This is a genomic window from Rhizobium sp. SG_E_25_P2 (genome assembly GCF_029892285.1).
Classification (GTDB): domain Bacteria; phylum Pseudomonadota; class Alphaproteobacteria; order Rhizobiales; family Rhizobiaceae; genus Rhizobium_E.
In genome coordinates, this window is the sequence record NZ_JARXVM010000001.1 from 797301 (window position 1) to 816692 (window position 19392).

A 19392-nucleotide genomic window follows, 5' to 3' on the forward strand; every position below is an offset into this window, starting at 1 on the left:
CACGGGAAACGAACGCCTGGCCGGGTTCTGAATACATCCTGAGCCTGGTTCGCATCTCACCCGGCGATTACGCCATAAGGCCCGCCACGCCGCTCCCCGCTTGAGCCTCTACCAACTGGAGCACATATTGATTGAACGCTTCCGGCTTTTCGATCTGCGGGGTGTGCCCACACTCCTCCAAAACAACAAGCGATGCCGAAGGGACAAGCTTGGCTGCGTCAAGCGCTTGTTGGACGGGCAGCACGGTGTCCTGGCGCCCATGCAGGATGATGCAGGGCAGTCGCAAGTTACGCAGCAATATATGGGACGTCTCGACAAACTCGGTTTTCTGTCCCCGCAAGCCGGTCATGCGGCGCAGAGTGGTCAAAAAGGCAGCACCTGCGCCCGGCTTTTGCACATTGCGCGCGACAACCTCGCGAATCTCGGGCGTCACGATCCCAGGATCGTGAAAGAGCGCCTTCAACTGCTGTTCGACCGCAACCTGGCCGGGACGGTTGAGCAGTTCTCCCAGAAGCGGCAGGGTCATCAGCCTGAAAGGAAAAAACACTTCCCGACCGATGGTCGCGGCATCCGCCAACAATAATCCCGTCACTCTGCCGGGGAACATGCCGGCCATGCGCAAGCCGATTGCTCCTCCAAGCGAATTACCAACAATCGTGACCTTGTCGATGTCCAGCGCATTGACGAAATGCCACACGAAGCGTGCAAAAATATCCGCGTCCTGCGGTTCCGGCGCAATATCTGAGAGACCATGCCCCGGGAGATCGAGAGCGATCGTGCGGATCGACGGATCGAACTGGCCGAGTTGCGGACGCCACATTTCGAGCGAGCCCGCGATGCCATGAATGAACAACACCGGTCTGCCGGCGCCTCCGACGTCGCAATAGCGGATCCGTATCCCGTCGATGTCAACAAAATTGTCCTGCATGTCACGATCTCCCAATTGTAAACTCGGTCCTTGGGCAAACCTCCCGTATTCAACCGGGTCGATCTGTAGACTTCATGCCGCCATTGTCTGTTTTTGCGTCGACGTGGCGCCGCCGGTGGCCATATTGGGGTGGTCGTTATGGCCTGTCCAGCGGGTCGTCCGATATAAAACTGAAGCGCGGCTGAATGGACGTCGCAGCCCGTCACGGCAACTTCGAAGCCGTGGAGTTCGCCAGGTTCGAATGGCTCGCTTGGTTCAACAACCGCCGCCTTCTGGAGCCCATCGGAGACAGCCCACCCGCTGAGGCCGAAAAACGATCCTGTTCCAATCGGCGCGACTACCGACGAGCACAACACGCAAAAGCCCCGCCGGATGGACCGTGCGGGGCTTTGCGTATGATTATTGGATTCTATTTGGTTGCGGGGGCTCGCAGCCACCGATACCGACATTCGATCCAAGTAGCCGTCTGATAAAATAATTAATCAATGGTTGCGGGGGCTCACAACCAACGATTCCTGCGATTGGTTGAAAACCCTCTCCCGAGGTTAGCGGCTTAGACTCTCGACGTATGCCCAGTTCGAATCCCTGCCGCCCGCCTGCTTGGCCGATTTTAAGCGATCGCGCGATATTCCGCGCGATCGCCATACAAACCACGCCGATTGCCGCGCCGTTTGGGGAGGTTCTTTATGGCCTCTCCAACCCCGACAGATCGGCGGCGCGTTCGACCAGATAATCAATCAACAGCCGAAATCGTCCGACCTTGGCGCGCTCCGGCACGATAAGCATGTTGAGCGGCGTGGGGATGAACAATCTTTCGTTTGAAACTCTTTGGTCGAGGACACCGACTCGGTCTCAGTGGATCGACCGATTTGATGCGAGAAGTGGTAACCGTCAGGTGCCGGCAATCTTCCATCGCCCTCGCTTTAGACAGTTCAGGCGCCAGAAGATCAAGGCACAACGAATATAGAGGAACTGAGCGGCGCGCCTAACCAGCTCAGTTCTGCGTGCAAACCAACATTTTTGAGCAAAAAAAGTTCAAATCTTGGCGCACTTCCGGTGACCTCTAGAATGCAATCCATTCAGATGGGGAGCGTTACTGTGAAGAAAACTGTTTTTAACATTGCTGGCGTCTTGTTTGCTATTGTTGCCACCATTGCAGCGGTCTTGGGCCTTTGCGAATTTAAGGTCGAGCGTTTCGATCGAAACGCGCCGTATCTGGAATGCGAGGTCCTTCGTGAGGTTGATCTAGGTTACATGGGTCGACATGCATTTTGCCTAGGGGCGACCTTCTACCTCGGCGGCATTCCATACACGCTGACGATCAAAACTGGCGTTGCTGATGCAGATCAGCCTGAAGCAATGCGGTAGCGATTTACGGCGCATTCTCGAAATCACTGGAACAAAAAGTGAGATTGCAACCTCACAAAGCTTCGCTACATTTCATTGTGTCGAAACAGGGGAATTGCCATGACTTATCTCTCTGCAGATCTGTATGAAAACGCACCGTTTCGCTCAGTTTTTTGGGTGCCACATCGCCCGAACTCATACGCCTACATCACCTCTTCGGGAATTCCGTCTGCGAGACGGGATAAGCAGGCTGCATATGACCGGGAATGGCCCGGCCACGGCTCTGCTCTGGGAGTGGTCGATGAACGCACTGCATGGCTTGAAAGTTTTCAGCAAACGCTGGACCGTGATCGCGGGAAAGCTCCTTAGCGAGCACGACCGCTGGGACTTCACCCATTCCTCACCAACCGGCGCTTTCAAAGCGATCGCCCAAATCGAGACGGGCATCTTTTTCGCTTCGGTGGCCACAGCTATCGATACCGGTCCACCACCGGTAACGAGCAAGAGCTTCGCTGAAGGCTGGATCGAGGATGAAATTCTGATCTATGGCATCGAGTTGTGCGATTTTCGCAAGGATAAGATCGCTTACGCAAAAGCTCAGAAACGAGTGGTTAAATCAATCAAAGATCAGGTCGAAGACCTCGTGTTTTTCAAATTGATCAAGGTCACTGCCCAATCACACTTAGTGCTGACTGAAACAGGAATGGCGGCGTTTAAGGAGTTGCGAGAGTAATATGGCACACCTACTGAAATATATTTTGCTGATTGTAATCGCGGCAGGAAGCGTCAGCTTTCTGCCGCCGATCAACGAAGCGAAAGCGATCCCCGCCTCGTACGTGGCAAAACTAATGAGTAACGCTGATCGTGGGAAGACGCCTTCTACCAATTTGCCTACCGCCAATCAGGCGGCAAAGTCAGGGAAACTGCCGCAGGAATAACACACGCATTCAACGAATATGTCGGCCCCAGAAGAGCCTCGCAAATGCACAGGTGGGCGACGAGAGGGCGAACAATTGTAGATCAGTCGTCGTCGAAATCCTTGTAAGCTTCGCCGTTCTTCTAGGTTTCAGAGAACGGCAATGGACTGTAACCGGTGTTCTGCCCCAAATTGCTCGCTTCCGCCTGATCTGTGATCGACATTCCATGGATGAAGAACGGGAGTTTCTCCATGGAGAGTACATTGGAGTTTCTCACAACCAGGAAGCCTGTGCGTGAGGTTCATCGTCAATGGCCGGACGAGGTCAAAGCGAAGATCGTTTCGGAAAGCCTGAGGCCTGGCACGACGGTCAATGAAGTTGCGCAGCGCTATGGATTGCGGGCGAACAGTCTTTCCACCTGGCGGACGATGGCGCGGCAGGGCAAGTTGATCCTGCCAGCACCGGAGGATGAGGTAGAGTTCGCGGCGGTGATCGTCGATCCACCTGTTTCGGAACCGCCGCCTAAAGCGGTTGGTCGCGCCGAGATTGTCGTGGGCCCTGTCACCATTCGTCTTGAGGAAGGTGGGCTCACAACCAACGATTCCTGCGATTGGTCGAGGGACACGTCCCCGAAATCGCGGCGTGATGTTAGCGGCCATCTGAAAGAACCGGCGTGAACGATCCCAAAAGGCCTATGTGCTGCTATATACGTTAGTGTCCCTTGTGACTTTCACGCCCGTCTCAACTTTGCTCTTGCCCGATTAAAGATTGGCAGAGACCCACGCCCGTGCAACAGCAGAATAAGGTGCTTGCGGCCTCGTCATAGACTGAAGCTTCGCTTTCGTTTGATCACGCAGGAAGCAGACCTTGACCAAAAGCTTTTTATTGAAAGCGATTTCTTCATCCAACTGCTCCCGGCGCGCTTGGGATGCGCCTTGCATTTGCATTTCGCGGCCGGCATTGCGCTCCTCTATTTCCAGCGCAAAGGTGGCCAGATTTATGGACATTTCGAACAGGAAATTCAGATCGCGAACCACCCGCGTCCGCGCTTGAACGAGGCCTAGCCGATTAAGCCCGTAGACTTGAGTAGAGACAGCGCCCTTCTCGCTCAATCCGGCAGCAGTTGCTGCCCCGACAATCACGTCGGGATCATTCTCTGCAAGCGGTAAGGTCGCTGCGCCGTTCTGGCCCAAAGGTTTTGGGCCAACGAGACTCACCAGAGCATCACCCCCCACGTGGAAAACGATATGCTGGTCAGGGTCGTCACGTGTTGGATCGAGCAATAATGCGTGCTCCGCTACAAGGTCGTCGCCGAACTTGGAGCTTCGCACTCCTCCGGCAGCCAGAGGGAAAGCGCACGCCTTGCCGGTCGAGAGTTCTTTCGAACGATCCAGATCGCCGTCCTTCCTCAACCTGACAAGACTTGGGTCGTCACCATTCGGCGTCCGCTGATTTCGTCTGCGGTTGCAGTCGATACAGCTCGGCAGTAGATTGGTCCATTCCATCGCTAGCCACCAATAGCCGGGATGCGTTTCCTCGCCATCAACCTTGCCCTTTGGGCGGAAGTGCTCGACGTCGACCGGCTGAGTGCTTGAATAGTAGCTTTCGCAATAGGAACACTTGCCGTGAAAAAGCTTTTCCAGGGCCTCTTTGACTTCCGCTGACTTGTAGCGTGTGAACTCGAACGTCTTGTCGCTACCAAGCCCAGTCATGTGCTCGGTGACCCTTTGCAACTCAGTCTTTCCGTCGCTCCTGTAAGGTTCGTGCAAAACAACGGGCGCCGGGACCTTGGAGCGATCTGCCTTGATCATTCCATGAACTCCTTCAGAAAGTCTTTGATCTCTTTTTTTGCCTTGTCGCGGAGCAACGCGCGCCGTTCCGTGTCAACGCTTCTACGAACAGAGAGATATTCTGCCACCGCCTCCTGCACGAGTACGCTGACCTGGGTACGACCGTAGGGCAGAGCATCACCGATCTCCTGGTGGAAGTCTGAAAGAATGCGCTTATCCTCAGTCGACATCGCCTCCCCTCGTTTCTGGCGGCTCAGGATGTCCGCTACGCGCGCAAATGCTAACTCGGTCCTTCGATCGTCGGTTGAGAAGAGTTGGAACATGTCAGACGTCAGCAACTGCTCAACTGTCAGGGCACCAATATTGCGGAAATCCGCCACTCGCTCAACGACCTCCGGCAAGAGGTCGCCCTTCGATTTCTCCCCCTCGTTCTGGTAGCGATTGAGCATCATAACCTCACCTGAGAACATCCCACGAACGCACAGCGGATCGTGGCTTGTCAGGATGAATGTGGCTTTGGGCAATGCCCGGCGCAACCCGGAAATAATCTGGAGCTTCCAGCGGGGATGAAGATGCGCCTCTATCTCGTCGATGAGCACAATGACGTGGGCGTCTCTCGCAACCCGCGGCCTCATGTTCGCCGCATCGAGAAGTGTTCGGAAAATGTCGCAAACGACGGCCAGCACGGCTTTGTAACCGGAAGAAGCGACGTCGAGACGCTGGCCCAAAATATAGTGGGTGCCATCCTGCCGATCCTTTTTGATACGGATGAAACACTTCTCTCTGCCGCTTGCGGGATCCTGCCGCACCTCAATGCTCTCAAACGCGCCATCGATCTGAATGATATGACGCAGGGCGGAAACCACCTCATTTAGAGCTTCGGGTTGGCTTTTGCTAAGTTCGATCAGCCATGGCTCGGGATTGGAGATGTGGCGGTCGTCTTTGAAGAGCGTATCGACATGGCTCAGAGCGTCGTCTCGCTGCTCTTTGCCGTATAATCGATGTGCGCCGTAGGCGAAGACCAGCGGAGGACGGGTATCTCCTGCTCCTTCTCTCAAGACGCTCATGCGGCCTTTTCCACGGGCGGATATCTCGAGCCTCAATACCCTTTTATCCTGAAAGCGAAGCTCCACGCTGCTCTCCTGGTACCGCTCTTTTTGCGACGCTGCTGGGGCTCCTCCCATAAACTCAGGATTGGTGGTAAAATCCGCTGGCTCGTTTCCGAGTTGGTTTCGCAACTCGTCTGGCATGCAGGTCAGCGCAATCGCCTCGAGTATGCTGCTCTTGCCGGTCGAGTTTTCTCCGAGGATGAGCACGCATGGTGCTTCGGGAACCTCACTTACCTCCTCAGAGAGGGCGCTGGCACGATGCGCGTCGGAGAGTTTTTCCGGCAGATCGAAGGCAATGTTCTCCAACGACTTGAAATTCTTGATTTGGACATCAACCAAACGAGGATGATCCAGAACGAGATTTCGTTGCGTTGATGCTACGGCGATCGGTGCTACCGCAAAATCAACTGGTGTAGGACTGCGCAGCTGATCGTCGAACTTCTCGAGCGCTTCATTGAGTGCCTCTGAAAACTCCGTCCTCTGCATCCACGCACGGAAAACCAGTGGGAGACCACTCGGTGTTTTGGATTCCGCTTGACCGAAACGAGAGTAAAGCCGGCCAGCGAGTTCGACCAGAAATATGTAGCGCGAGCCGCCGAACTCGACCGTCTCAAAGCCCTGACCCTGCTCATCGGAGTCAAATATCAAGCCGCGACGCAGCAGTCGATTCTGCCTTCTTATCGCTTGAACGCGCATTTCCACGAGCTCTGGACGGTTTAATTTGAAATGTGCGATCGTTTCTGGAACTCGTTTCGTCGCATCGATCAACTCTCCACGAGTATTCACCTTAAAGGCTTTGTAGGGTTGATCGAGCTCGCCGGGGAAATAAAGGACTGCGTTTTCGTCAAACCTCAAACCCGGTTCAAGCGGCTCTGCAACAACTCCACCCGCGCTGGGAGGTGATAATCGGCGGCCTTTCACCCTGAAATAGGATTTGTCAGTTGGCGTGCAGTCGGCGCAGATCGGAAAGAGATTTTCCCAATTGAAAGCGAGCCAAAGATAGGAAAGCTTGTCACCGATGCCCTTGCTCGGTGTTGCATAAGCAGGCGGACGGAATCGATAAGGCTGCAGCTTCAGTTCGCGTCGTTCGCAGAAGGGGCATTTTCCATGAGACAGGGTCGTCAGATGTTCGAGCACGTCGGATTCGAAAGTGTATTTCCAAACCGGCGGTACATCAGTCTGCAATCGTTCGCTTTCGGGAAGACCGAAATACGATCGAATTTCATCTAAATACTCGTCAATCTGCGTGTCGAGGGATATCGGCCGGAAAGAGTGACGCCGTTCGTGGTCGAAGAAAAACATAATTTTCCCTGCATCTATTGTCCGGACCTCTACTGGCGAGGCGGTTCGTCCGGCGCGTTTCCACCTGACGAAAAGATTGTAGCAAAACACACCGATCGTCGTTGCCGCCAATCCCCGTTCAGGGCATGGACTATTACCTTCGGAAACAGACATTGCAGCTGCGATCCGATGGTCAAAAACATCTGCACGGTCCGCAAAATTACGCCCTGCTATTGAGCGTCCAACACCGCATTTATAACGTTCGCCAGTCTCGCCCCAGCAAGTGAAATCTGCGTCTCGGCGGCGTTTCGTGCGTCCGTCTCATATTGCCTACCCAACTCAGCGACACCTTTTGCCGAAAGCACCGGCTCCGCATAGGCGTATTTTCGCGCGATCTGATAGCTTTCCTCAAGCCAGAGCTCGGGATCGGCAACTGCGGCCGATTCTGGCGTAGGCGGCAGCAGCTTTGAAATGTTCCTCGCTTCGCCGCCCACCTTTTTGACGACGAAGCTGTCGAAGATTGCGCCGGAAACCGTGGAGTAGCCACCGAACAGGCCGTCCCAGTAGGCATGCAAGGGTATGATTTCGCCGGTGGCCGGACTGACCGTCGCATCATTGCCGCCCCTGTCTCCAAGGTCCGGCGTGCCCGCGAGCTGGTATTTTAGGCGAAGTTCCTTTGTGAACCGCGCCGTCGCGTGGAGCGGCTGGTGGACATCACCAAGGAGATGCAGGAGCCAGACAAGATCATAAGAGCGTACGTCATCGGATTGGCCGGCTGTTTTCGGCAGAGCTGCGGTGAACATTTTGATCTGAGTGAGCGCATTAACGGCGTCCGCATCTGCGAGCGGAGAGCCATCGTTTGAAAACGGAATGTCTTTATAGTGCCAATAAGCATGAATGAGGAGATCGGAATATCCGATGTTCTGCCCGGCGTTCGGATGGGTTGGCGCATCCTTGGCCGCGCTGCTCGCGTCCCGGTATTCCTTCATCTCCTTGATGTCGTCGGCCCAGACCGCCGCTCGTATGAAAGTGTAGCGGTCAACGTCCTTGGGAGAACCATCGGGTGTAGCGGGAACGGCTGACGCCCATTCGGCGTATTTCGGATTGAGCCGAGTAAGCCGGTTCGCCTCGGTGCGGGCTGCCGGTGTCAGGAGCTCGTAGGCCATTGCGGCAATCCGCATGTGGCCTTCGTCCCACCAAGCTGAGGCGGCTGACGGCAAGAAGAGGGCGCCAACAAGGAACCCGGCTGAGAACGTATTACGCATGTGCTACTCCTCCATTTACGAAAATCTATGGCCCCGGTCGCGATGTCGGCGCTCCACCATCTTCGGGAAAAGATATATCGAACCAACCACCGTCGCTCAGATTGCGTGTGTCGTCGAGGTGCGCCCGCCCTTCGACCAGCGTCAGCGTGTCGGGATCCGGCACGCCGGAATAAGCGCCTTCACGCGTCGAGACGACCGTAAAGCGTGGCCGGCTGTCGGGCGACTGTTCGGGCAAAACCTTATCGATTTGGTGCAGGGGAGAACCGTTCTTACTTCCGTGGTGGCTGATCTTCAGGAAATGCACCGGCCGCAGCTCGGACACGCGTTCCATCATTTCCCAACTCTTCTCCTCTGCGTCGCCCGGGAAAAGCAGACGCCACCCATTCCATTCCAGCTCGATAGCAATACTCGAATTGTTGGCAGCCTTATCAATCGTGCGGAGATTGGCCGCCATGCCGCTGGAACGAAACTCTATCAGATCGAAGAAGTCACCCGCAGATACGCCGGCAGGCGGCGTCATGGCCCTGGCGTCTTGCGACAGGGGGGCCGCACCATCTAGGAAAGCTCCCAGCGTGCGCGGCGGCAAGGCACCATAATAGATTGACGTATCCTCTTCCGGAGCCAGCACCCTTAATTTCGTCCGTTGGAACGGATGCCGGCCGGAAACGTCAGTAGTGCGGTGTACATAGAGTGGTTTTATCCCACCGACGCCCCGCTTGCTAATGTAATCGACGCAGTCTTTGGTGGCGCGCGGATTGTTGATGTCGAGCAGTGCCTGAATGCCGGTCGGGACCGGAACCGCGCTCTTTGTAAGGAAGGCGGCAACGCTGTCATAAGCGGCAAGCGCTGCAAGCCGCTTCCGCTTCGCCTTCGGGAACCGGCTATAATACCCCACCCCTTCCGACGAGGCGGTCATCCAAACGTGCCGGGCCTCAAAATCGATGCCAAGTTTCCGGGCGCCATGGAGAAGCCCTTGCACATGGTCCATGTGCTCATGCGTCATAATATAGAGGTCGATCGGCTTGCCGCCGAGTTCGTCCCTGATGTTCTTCAAAACCGGCTCAAATACCTCGTCGCGACCGCCCGCTCCGGCGAGCGCGTTGCCGACATCGATCAACACCGTGACCGTGACTTCGTTTCCGGCACTATCGACCTCGGGGATGGTCAGCAGGATGGCATCGCCGAACAGCACATTGTAGATCCTGATTTTGAGCTCGCGCGTCATCTCAATGCTCCATCATGTGTAGCATCTCGCCCATGGCGCGGACGCGCAGCGTACCATTCTGGATTTGTACGTTGGGTGAGCCGAACTCAAGCAAACCTTCGTCGATATTGGCGGCCAAGAATGCTGTGCGCATGTCATTGTTCTGCGAGGTCGATCCATCATGCTGCGAAGGGTGGTCGGGGCTGGTCGACAGAAGTGAATGCACCTTGTGCGTGTCCCAATCAATTGCCAGCGTCGTCCCGCGCGCGACGGCCACCTCTTGAACCAAGTCACCCGTCCGGAAGAGCTGGGCCGCTTGCCAATGGACCTTGAACAGAAGCGTGCGGGTCAATGCCGCAGCACCGCCTTTGCGCCAGGTCTTCCTGGTGACATCAAGCCGCGGCCGCACCTCGAAAGGTATGCCCACCGGGATCAGCAACTTATCGCGCCAGGCTTCCGCGAACTGGTACGCTGCCCAGTCGCTGCTCGCCAGTTGCTCGAGATCAAGTTCGGTCGGGAAGTCGAGGCCGGGGTCAACCAGATCGAGCGTTCCCGCATCTTCGACCATGCCCCGGCGTATGAATTCGGCCTTGATGAAATCGCGCGGTTCTGGATCATCCGGGTTCGAATGGATATCAGCAGCGACCATGGCACGACCATAGTCGGCAAAAGAGATCTCGCCCGGCGGCAAATAGTCGAGCGCACGAAAAGCGATACGCTTGAACTTCTCTGTCGCCTTGAACAGCGCGAAACCTGAAACGGAAAATCGGACCCTATCCTTCTCTTCATCCGTCAGTTCTGGATCGCTCGCTTCCTTTCGTTTCGCCTCCTGTTTAGCAAGCTTCTCCTCATAATCCTCTTGCCTGATTTCCTCGTACTCGGCGACGAGCAGCGCATAAAGTGCGCCGGAAAGTACCGTGCTAAGTTCGTGCGGCTCGCTGAGGTCTAGCTCGCCCGGATTGGTCATCGATGCCTTATTGTTAAGATTGCGCAGCGGCCGCTCGCCGCCATAGACCGCCTTGCCGAACTGCCGGGCGATTTCGTTGAATGCTTCCGCCTTTCGCAGGTCGCCACCCGTGTCAGACATGACTTGATGGAGCAACCGATCGGTCCGCACGGCCAACATTACCGCTCCCAGATCAGCGATTGCTTCGTGCATGGCAAGAGATTGCGGCGAGGTCGCGTTGTAAAGGTCCGGCGCGATGCCGTCGAGAATGGCGTGTGTCGCCTCGTGCGCAACGATATCCGGCGACAGGCAGGTGTGGACCAGCTTGCCTGGTCTGTCAGGATCATCGACGGAGAAGAACTGCAGGCTGCGGGAATCGCGATGATAGAAGGCATTGGGCATCTTGCCGGCGCGTGGCACGATGAGCAGCTGTTTGCCATCGAAAGCCCAGCGGAGCTTGCGGCCGAGCACATCTGGCGCCTCGAAGATCGACATCATTTTCATCACCGAGGTGAACACGCTGACCTGCATGAAATCGAGCGCGTCTGCGTCCCGTTCATCCTTGACCTCGTACCGGCCCTGTTTGCGGCCTTTCGGGGGCAGGAAGCGTGCTCCCGGCAGCACCGCTCCAGTATTGGGATCAAGGTCGATCACCGCTACACGCCGGCAAACCGGTCCGTCGAGCAGGGGTTCAGACGCCACATACTCCCACCCTTGCATCAGGGACTTTGCCCCTTTCGCGGCGTGGCCAGGTTCGGTGTCCATGTATTTGAGCTTCACGACATTGGTGTCGGTGGTTATCGTTGCCTTCTTCTTCGCCATGGCTGTCACCCCTAATTATCGGTAATTGCGAACTGTACCGGCTTTTCAGCGCTCGGCCTGCCGACGAAGCGTGCCTGGTAAAAGCCAGGCTGCCCGATTGGTGGCACACGCAATTTAAGCGAAGGGATCGGCGGGCCGGCAAAACTGACCTCCAAAGCGTCGCCGAACGTGGCAAACGGCATCTCGGGTCCTTGCGTCCGCTCCAGGATAATTTTTCCCTTCATCACGGCTAAAGGTTCTGCTGGCACAATAAGAAGTTCGATCTCCTCATCCTTCCGGATGCTGAGGGACTGCACCGAAAGCGTCGCAGTGTCGAGCCCATCGATACCAACGGGCGGCGTCGGGAAATCCTTGCCGAACAGCCGAAAGAAGACTGCCTTAAAGGTGGTTTCTTTGAAAAAGCTGGCGTGCTCTCCGACGACCAACTGCTTCTGCCCGGACCGCGGCAAAGCGCTCCACAGCGGCACCGTGCCATCGCCGGCATCCTCGGCACGGGTCACCAACTTGGAGCCCGTGGCAACGTTTAAGCGCGTGGCCGTCTTGTGCCCGCTTCCAGCAAAGTAGAAGTAGCGGATATGCGAAGGCGCCTTGCCCTTGGCGAGCGTTGCATGCACCCAAGCCGCACGAGCGACCAATTTTGGATCCAGACCAAGTTTGGTTGCGACGGCCGGATCGTAAATGTCCAGCGCGCCAAGCACACCGCCGGCCTTGATGTCCCAGCAGGCCGCCTCACCCGGCGCAGGAATTAGCTGGTAACCTGAAGGATAGCGCCAGTCCGCTCCAATTTCACGAAAGTCGGCCGCGCTGACGCCCATGGCACTATCAAGTCCAAGAATACGGGCAAGGGCGAGTGGCGCGCCGAGATGCGGCGTCGCCAGCGTCATGAATGCCTTGACCTTTCCGAACCATGGCTTGTTGTCGAACTTGCCCGACTCCAGCATCAGGCGGCTGATCAGACCGCCCATGCTGTGCGCGACGACAGTGATCGACGTCGCAGCGGCGGGAATGTCGTCCAATCGTTCGGCCAGCCCCTCAGCGAGCAGTTCAAGATCCCGGCGCCAGTCATATGGGAACAGGTGGAGCCGGTCACCCGATCCGCTTTCCTTGAATCCGATCGCCGTGATCGTTTCGATCAACGGCTTGTAGACGTCAAAGCATGAAACGCTGCGTATAATATCGCCGACGACAAGGTCTTCCCGCAGGAGCTTCTGCTTCCTTTTGTAGCCAAACGCGACCTCGAGAGGAGTCGGCGGCCAGACCTCCTCCCCGTCATCCTGCGTCGACAGGATCGAACCCATGATCCCAGGCACGAAGACTACACATTTCATGTTCAGCCCCCTTCGGACAGTTTCGTTACTGCGTCGGATCGAGTGTGCAGCCGCAGACACAGCTGTGAGGCGAACCGGTATGCTTAGCCCAATTGAGACGGATGTGCCCAAGGCCGCCACCGCCGGCGCCGCCGGGTCGGTCCTCGGTGCGCCGTTCATCGACGCCTGTTCCAGGGTGGCCGATCGACCATCCCGACGCTGTCGCCAAGGCGTGAAGCGAACTCGTCAACGGGTGGCCATAACTGTTATTGAAGCCGTAATAGAGCGCGACGCGGGGCACACCGACACTTGCCTTCATTGGGGGTGTCCCTGGTGCACTGCCGCCATGATGGGCAGCGACGAGGCTGGCGGCGGTCCGGCCTGCCTTCAGATTTGGAATATCGCTGTATCCAGCATCACCGGTTAGGAGGATCGGGTCGCAGCCGTTCGGTCCCCAAATCCAAACTGCGAGACCGGACCTGTTCTGACTTGTCGCTGGCCCAGTGCAACGCTCCAGCTCAATGTCGCCAGCTCGAAGGTTGCCAGTACCGCTCCAGACCATCAGCGCTCCAGGTCCCGTTGACGCGATAGCGCTTGCCATGGCGGACTGCGGGCCTGGGCCGAGCGTCTGCAGGGGCGCGATCCAAGTCTGCCCCTGCGCAGCGGAATAGATATTCGCCGCGTGAAAATGATCGTAGTGCCAGTGAGTCAGTATGACTATGGGATCATGCCATAGGCAAATGCCACCCATGGATGGTGGCCAGGTGGCAATGTCGGCGAGTACGCCTGCGCCAAGGTCGACATAGCCGATGACAGCGCCAGTACTCGTCACTATAGCATTGGCCGAGCCCTGGCCCACGTCGAGGACGAAGATCTCTTCGACTGAGGAAGTCGGGAGCGCCTGTTGAACATCAGCTTCCGACTTGATTTCAGGCGTCAGGTCGGTCGCCAGCTGCAATGCGCGTTGTATTTTTATTGAAACCGCCTTTACGGACACACTCGCCCGCACCGGCGGGCCAGAGATGTTGTCGTAAATAGCTGCTTCTCCGCTGTCGTCAGCGGTCAGCTTTATTTCAGACCATACGGGTAATGTATCACGCGGATGGCTCTTAAGCCACGCAGCAGCAGCCGAAACGCTATCGGAGGCATTTATTTCGACAGCGAAAACGCGCGCGCGATCGATATGGCTTCGCCAACTGCCCGGCTGAACCTGGAACCCTGTCGCGGTGTAGATCTGATCGAAGAACTCTGCATCGACGGCGTCGAACAGGATGAATTCACCGTCTTCGTCATCGATCAACAGAGCGTAGACCCGGTCCGGCACAGAAAACGGGAAAACACTATCGCGACGCTGAAAGAAAGTGTGCATGCCATCGCCCCCAATGGTAATCACAGTCCACAGAAATGTCAGTATTGCATGCTACCAGTGCACTCTACTATCGGTCGAGTAATATGGGAAGATCGTTTCTTACGTGTGACGGATACGTCGTCTTGGCGTGACCACCTCTAAGGTTCGCACCTTGGACGGGCTCGAGCTTCTGACCCGGCAAAAACCGCGCAAAGCGGCCGATGCATTCGACGGAACCGCAAGCGTGTCAAAAAACACTCACACAGTTTCACCGCGCACGTTGATCTGTACTATGATTTCTGTGCAGATTTTCGATGTTGCAACGTTGGGACGCAACTGGCTCAACAGAAATGGTATTTGCTTTGTTACGTTCATCGACAGTCGCCCTTGCCGAACAGCTTGCGGCCGGACTCCCTGACGAATTTTCGCGAACCGTACTGGCTGGCTCACTCGGTGTAGCGTGGGACAGCGCAAACCCCATAAGGGCAAACCTGTTCGCAGCGGGGATACGGGAGGCGGTGACATATGTTCTCCATTTTCTCGCCCCCGACGAGGCCATCAAAGCTTGTGGCTGGTACAAGACTTATCGCGAGAAACAGAAGAAGATCGGCGAAAGGACCAAGATCGAGTTTAAGGATCAGCCGACGCGCGTGCATCGGATGGTCTACGCCACACAGGGTGGGATTCCGGACAAGGCTCTTGAAGAACTTGGTGTCGATATTGGTGATGCACACAAAAAGCTTCGCTTTGTTGTCGACGAGCTTTCCAAGTACACCCACGTTCGCCCCGGTACTCTGATCCAAGGCGACGATAAGGTCGTCGTATTCATGGAAGATACACTGGGTGCGATGATACGATTTCTGACGGTCGTATCGGATGTGCGCGCAGCGATCGTGGACGCCGTTTCCGAACACGCCAACTGTCTTGCCGGAGACGCGCTTACCGAAAGTGTTGTCCAAGAGTTGGACGAGCTTTCAACCCACACCATGGTCGAAGAGGTAATTGCGGACGATATTCAGATTGTGGAGATTGGTCCTGACCAAGTGCAGCTAGAAGTAAGAGGTAAGGTCTATGTCGAATTAAATTACGGGTCTGGAGCCGATTTTCGACGAGGTGATGGTGCCTCCATGCGGGACAAATATCCCTTCTCTGTCAAAATGATCGCTGCGGTAACCGATCTCAAGCCTGTAATCGCAGGACCTGTCCGGGTTGATAACAGCAGTTTCTTCGAATGACCTAGCTGTTTGATCCCGGACTTTAATGGTGCATTATTTTCCCTCGAATGGAAGGAAGCACTATGGGCCAAGTTCTACACGGTCGCGCCACAACGACAGAGGCAATCCGTCGAGCAATACAAAATAGTCAAGAGAGCCTGAGAGCGCTCTCAAGGCGGTATGGGATCAACCCGAAGACTGTTGCCAAGTGGAAGAAGCGCACATCGGTTGCCGATTTGGCGACCGGGCCGAAGGAACCGCATTCGACAGTCTTGAGCCTGGAGGAGGAGGCCGTGATTGTCGCCTTCCGCAGGCACACGCTGCTACCGCTCGATGATTGTCTCTACGCTCTTCAGCCAACAATCCCGCATCTGACGCGCTCGTCCTTACATCGATGCCTACAGCGCCATGACATTTCACGACTGCCGGATGTCGAGGTAAATCCCATTTCCTGATCACCGCATTCATCGTGAACCATTCTGGACATCAAGGCGGCATTCTTGGGCGGCAGACGAGAAGCGTCCCTACCGTTTCGCTTACATCGTCCTGTCGCCAAGAGCAGCTCATCCCTTTTGAACCATCCCTTTTCTACGCCATAGCATCCCAATTACCGCATACCTTCCCAATGTCCCTTTTCTTGCCTCGGCTTTCCCGTTTCGATGAATCCGCTGACTTTCCGGCATGGACCCTCGAGACGATGACGACAAAGCGGGACAGGATCAGGATCGAAATTTACCCGCCCTCCGACAAAGGGAGATCGGAGGTCGACCGGTTGGCTGTCACAAACGATGCCATTGTGCGTCTCGCCCGACTGATCGGGAGGAAGATGGCTCGCGAAGACTTCGATCGCAAGCTCGCGAGCCAACGCAAGGGGCCTGTGATGCCTTCAAAACAGGAACTATAGTGTAGTTAAATATCCGCAATTCTGATTATCCCGATGGAGATTTTCTCTCTCGGGATATTTTACGTCGCCATTGATCCCGTAAAGGGATCGTGATAAAAGGTATCTTCATGAGGATTATTGCTCGCCGCACTTTGCGAGAATTTGTCGACAGCCTAGCGGGCCAAAAAGATCAACCGGCTGTGAAGGCGGCGTTAGACGCCTGGTTCGATGAAGTTGGCAAGGCGATCTGGGCAAGTTCCGCAGATATAAAGAAGCTTTACGCCACGGCGAGCATCGTCAGTGCTGAACGGATCGTCTTCAATATCAAGGGTAACGACTACCGTCTGGTGGTGGCTGTCGACTTTGAGAAAAGCATCGTCTGGATAAAATGGATCGGCACTCACAAGGCCTATGACAGGATCGACGTCACGGAGGTGAAGCATGATAGGTGACCTGAAGCCCATTCGCACAGAAGCAGATCACGACGCGGCGCTCGGCGAAGTTGAACGCCTGTGGGGTGCAAAGAGCGGCACGCCGGAGGGCGACCGGCTCGATGTATTGGCAACTCTCATTGAAGTCTATGAAGCAAAGCAATATCCAATGGATCCGCCCGATCCGATTGAGGCAATCAAGTTTCGGATGGAGCAGCAGGGACTGACCCGCAAGGATCTGGAACCGATTTTCGGCACGCGTAACCGCACGTCGGAAATCCTCAATCGCCGGCGTGGCCTGTCGATCGAAATGATCCGGCAATTGCATGCAAAGCTTGGGATTTCGGCCGAAGTGCTGATCCGCCACTCCCTCCACGACAAGGCGGCCTGAGCGGAAGGAACTGTCCCATGACCCGCGTCGCGCTCTATGCCCGCTATTCTTCCGACAACCAGCGCGACGCCTCGATCGAGGATCAGCTGCGCATCTGCCGCGAAGAGGCAAAGCGTGAACAGTGGCAGATCGTTGCCACCTACAAGGATGCAGGCATCTCCGGTTCCAGCATGATCCTGCGGCCCGGCATTCAGATGCTGCTTCAGGACGCGCAGACCGGGCAATTCGACATCGTGCTCGCAGAGGCTCTGGACCGTATCAGCCGTGACCAAGCCGACATTGCCACTCTGTTCAAGCATCTGAAGTTCGCCGGTGTGCCGATCGTGACGCTGGCCGAGGGCGAGATCTCCGAACTGCATATCGGCCTCAAGGGCACGATGAACGCGCTCTTCCTCAAGGACCTCGCCGCCAAGACGCATCGCGGCTTACGCGGCCGTGTCGAGAGCGGCAAATCGGGCGGTGGTCTTTGCTATGGCTACAAGGTCGTAAAGAAGCTGGATGGCAGCGGCGACCCTGTTCGCGGTGACCGTGAAGTCGATGTGCGTGAGGCCGAAATCATCCGGCGCATTTTTCGCGATTTTGCAGCTGGGATCGGGCCGCGTGCCATCGCCAGCGCGTTGAATAGTGAGGGGATCGCTGGCCCTGAAGGCAAGCTCTGGAACGACACGACGATCCGCGGTCATGTGAAGCGTGGAACCGGGCAGATCAACAACGAGCTTTATATCGGCCGGCTGATCTGGAACCGTCAACGCTATATCAAAGACCCCTCCACCGGCAAGCGTGTCTCGCGGATGAACCAGGAATCAGAGTGGGTCGTCACGGAGGTGCCAGATCATCGTATTATCGATGACGCTCTATGGCAGGCGGTAAAGCAGCGCCAATCTGTCATTTCCAACATATTCGCCAATGTTACGGAAGCAGTCCGAGCACATCATCAAGGCAACCGCTTGAACGGAGTACGGCGGCCGAAGTCATTGTTGTCAGGTTTGATCTTTTGCGGTAGCTGCGGTGGCCCCTGCTCCCTGCGTGGTGCCGATCGCTTTGCATGCTCGAACCATATCAGCAACGGTACCTGCACCAATTCCCGGACGATACCACGCGAGGAGTTGGAACGGCGTGTGCTCGCGGGTCTCAAGGACCGGATGATGGCGCCGGAGATCGCAGCTGAGGCGATGCACGCCTACGCAACAGAAACCAATCGGCTTAACCGCGAGCGCAGGTCCAGCCGCGACGCGTGGAACGCGGAACTCGAGAAGACCGATCGGGAGTTGGACAAGGCGGTCGATGCCATTCTTGCAGGCGTTCCCCCTCAGAGGCTAAAAGACAGAATGGAGAAGCTGGAGGCGCGCAAGGCCGAACTGCTTGGCCTCCTTGACGATGTGCCTAAGGATGTGCCCGATCTATTACCGAGCGCCTCGGCAGTGTATTCCGGCAAGGTCGCCCGACTGACGGAAGCGCTCAATTGCACCGAGGAGCGGACAGAGGCGGCAGAGGTTCTACGAACCCTGATTGAGAAGATCGTGCTACGTCCAGGCCCGCAACGAGGCGAGATTGACGCGCTCTTGTACGGCGAATTGGGGACGATCCTGAACTGGATCGAGCGTCAAGCTGTTGTAAAGGCTTCACAAACAAAAAATCCCGCAGCAATGGCTACGGGATTGTCGGTATCAGTGGTTGCGGGGGCAGGATTTGAACCTGCGGCCTTCAGGTTATGAGCCTGACGAGCTACCGGGCTGCTCCACCCCGCGGAGGCAATATGTGAAGAGATTGAGATGTTTGCATTTTGCAGACCTGGCGGCGACCTACTCTCCCGTGTCTTAAGACAAAGTACCATTGGCGCAGGGGCGTTTCACGGCCGTGTTCGGAATGGGAACGGGTGCGGCCGCCCCGCCATGACCACCAGGTCGGCGAAAGGCAAACAGAGAAGCTGGTCTGGCCAATAGGCAGTCGGCAATAGGCGTTAGGGCTTATTGGGACTGTCTGTTGGTCGAATGTTTGGGCGTTTTGCAGGCCTTGGGCCTGCCGCCAATCGTTTGGCGCGCCGTCCGCAGCGTAGCAGTCGTTAGACTGCGTCAGCGTGAGGACAAAAGATGTTCATGAGCTATGCTCATGAAGATGATCATTGGCAATGGGAACGATCAAGTCTATCGAGCTATTAGTAACGGTAAGCTTCACAAGTTGCCTTGCTTCCACACCCGTCCTATCAACG

The 19392-nt window shown here is 56.3% G+C and carries 16 protein-coding genes, 1 tRNA gene, 2 rRNA genes and 1 pseudogene; 9 read left to right on the top strand and 11 right to left on the bottom strand.

What is annotated here, in order from left to right; translation table 11 throughout:
* Positions 1-67 precede the first annotated feature (67 nt).
* Positions 68-928, bottom strand: a complete 861-nt coding sequence (locus tag M2360_RS03840; RefSeq protein WP_280773030.1) for an alpha/beta fold hydrolase — start codon at positions 926-928, stop codon at positions 68-70.
* A gap of 1068 nt (positions 929-1996) precedes the next feature.
* Between M2360_RS03840 and M2360_RS03845 the strand changes: the two genes are divergently transcribed.
* From M2360_RS03845 to M2360_RS03860, 4 genes are all read left to right on the top strand, one after another.
* Positions 1997-2296, top strand: a complete 300-nt coding sequence (locus M2360_RS03845; RefSeq protein ID WP_280773031.1) for a hypothetical protein — start codon at positions 1997-1999, stop codon at positions 2294-2296.
* A gap of 280 nt (positions 2297-2576) precedes the next feature.
* Positions 2577-3008: a hypothetical protein gene (locus M2360_RS03850; protein ID WP_280773032.1), complete on the top strand. Its 432-nt coding sequence runs from the start codon at positions 2577-2579 to the stop codon at positions 3006-3008.
* A 1-nt stretch (position 3009) separates the two neighbouring features.
* Positions 3010-3213 (top strand): hypothetical protein, encoded by a 204-nt coding sequence (locus M2360_RS03855; RefSeq protein ID WP_280773033.1) that lies wholly within the window; start codon positions 3010-3012, stop codon positions 3211-3213.
* A 230-nt stretch (positions 3214-3443) separates the two neighbouring features.
* Positions 3444-3869, top strand: a complete 426-nt coding sequence (locus M2360_RS03860; RefSeq protein WP_280773034.1) for a transposase — start codon at positions 3444-3446, stop codon at positions 3867-3869.
* Positions 3870-3953: 84 nt separating this feature from the next.
* On the opposite strand, the gene M2360_RS03865 is transcribed toward M2360_RS03860, so the two are convergent.
* From M2360_RS03865 to M2360_RS03895, 7 genes are read right to left on the bottom strand one after another with little or no spacing between them, the layout of a single operon-like run.
* Positions 3954-5003, bottom strand: coding sequence for a hypothetical protein (locus tag M2360_RS03865; RefSeq protein ID WP_280773035.1), 1050 nt, complete (start codon positions 5001-5003; stop codon positions 3954-3956).
* A complete protein-coding gene (locus M2360_RS03870) occupies positions 5000-7546 on the bottom strand; it encodes an AAA family ATPase (RefSeq protein ID WP_280773036.1) in 2547 nt (848 codons plus the stop codon). The genes M2360_RS03865 and M2360_RS03870 overlap by 4 nt, the downstream gene beginning before the upstream one ends.
* Before the next feature lie 56 nt (positions 7547-7602).
* On the bottom strand, positions 7603-8637 hold the full coding sequence (locus tag M2360_RS03875) for a S1/P1 nuclease (protein WP_280773037.1): 1035 nt from the start codon (positions 8635-8637) through the stop codon (positions 7603-7605).
* 25 nt (positions 8638-8662) lie between these two features.
* A complete protein-coding gene (locus M2360_RS03880; RefSeq protein WP_280773038.1) occupies positions 8663-9862 on the bottom strand; it encodes a hypothetical protein in 1200 nt (399 codons plus the stop codon).
* A 1-nt stretch (position 9863) separates the two neighbouring features.
* Positions 9864-11609, bottom strand: a complete 1746-nt coding sequence (locus M2360_RS03885) for a hypothetical protein (protein ID WP_280773039.1) — start codon at positions 11607-11609, stop codon at positions 9864-9866.
* A gap of 11 nt (positions 11610-11620) precedes the next feature.
* Positions 11621-12937, bottom strand: a complete 1317-nt coding sequence (locus M2360_RS03890; protein ID WP_280773040.1) for a hypothetical protein — start codon at positions 12935-12937, stop codon at positions 11621-11623.
* Positions 12938-12962: 25 nt separating this feature from the next.
* Entirely contained in the window at positions 12963-14285 is a 1323-nt protein-coding gene (locus M2360_RS03895) for a hypothetical protein (RefSeq protein WP_280773041.1), read from the bottom strand.
* Positions 14286-14578: 293 nt separating this feature from the next.
* Here M2360_RS03895 and M2360_RS03900 point away from each other — a divergent pair, with 293 nt between their 5' ends.
* From M2360_RS03900 to M2360_RS03920, 5 genes and pseudogenes are all read left to right on the top strand, one after another.
* Positions 14579-15499, top strand: a complete 921-nt coding sequence (locus M2360_RS03900) for a hypothetical protein (protein ID WP_280773042.1) — start codon at positions 14579-14581, stop codon at positions 15497-15499.
* A 62-nt stretch (positions 15500-15561) separates the two neighbouring features.
* Positions 15562-15912, top strand: a pseudogene (locus M2360_RS03905) (IS481 family transposase); the annotation flags it as partial.
* A 577-nt stretch (positions 15913-16489) separates the two neighbouring features.
* Positions 16490-16813 carry a type II toxin-antitoxin system HigB family toxin gene (locus M2360_RS03910; protein WP_280773043.1) on the top strand — a complete coding sequence of 108 codons (324 nt, stop codon included), beginning with the start codon at positions 16490-16492 and terminating at the stop codon, positions 16811-16813.
* A complete protein-coding gene (locus M2360_RS03915; protein ID WP_280773044.1) occupies positions 16803-17183 on the top strand; it encodes a transcriptional regulator in 381 nt (126 codons plus the stop codon). Before M2360_RS03910 ends, M2360_RS03915 begins: the two co-directional genes overlap by 11 nt.
* Positions 17184-17200: 17 nt before the next feature.
* Entirely contained in the window at positions 17201-18898 is a 1698-nt protein-coding gene (locus M2360_RS03920) for a recombinase family protein (RefSeq protein ID WP_280773087.1), read from the top strand.
* Here the strand turns inward: M2360_RS03920 and M2360_RS03925 are convergent.
* From M2360_RS03925 to M2360_RS03935, 3 genes are all read right to left on the bottom strand, one after another.
* A tRNA-Met gene (locus tag M2360_RS03925) sits at positions 18855-18931 on the bottom strand. The genes M2360_RS03920 and M2360_RS03925 overlap by 44 nt on opposite strands.
* A gap of 41 nt (positions 18932-18972) precedes the next feature.
* A 5S ribosomal RNA gene (gene rrf / locus M2360_RS03930) occupies positions 18973-19087 on the bottom strand.
* A gap of 230 nt (positions 19088-19317) precedes the next feature.
* Positions 19318-19392: ribosomal RNA gene (locus M2360_RS03935) — 23S ribosomal RNA — on the bottom strand; the annotation flags it as partial.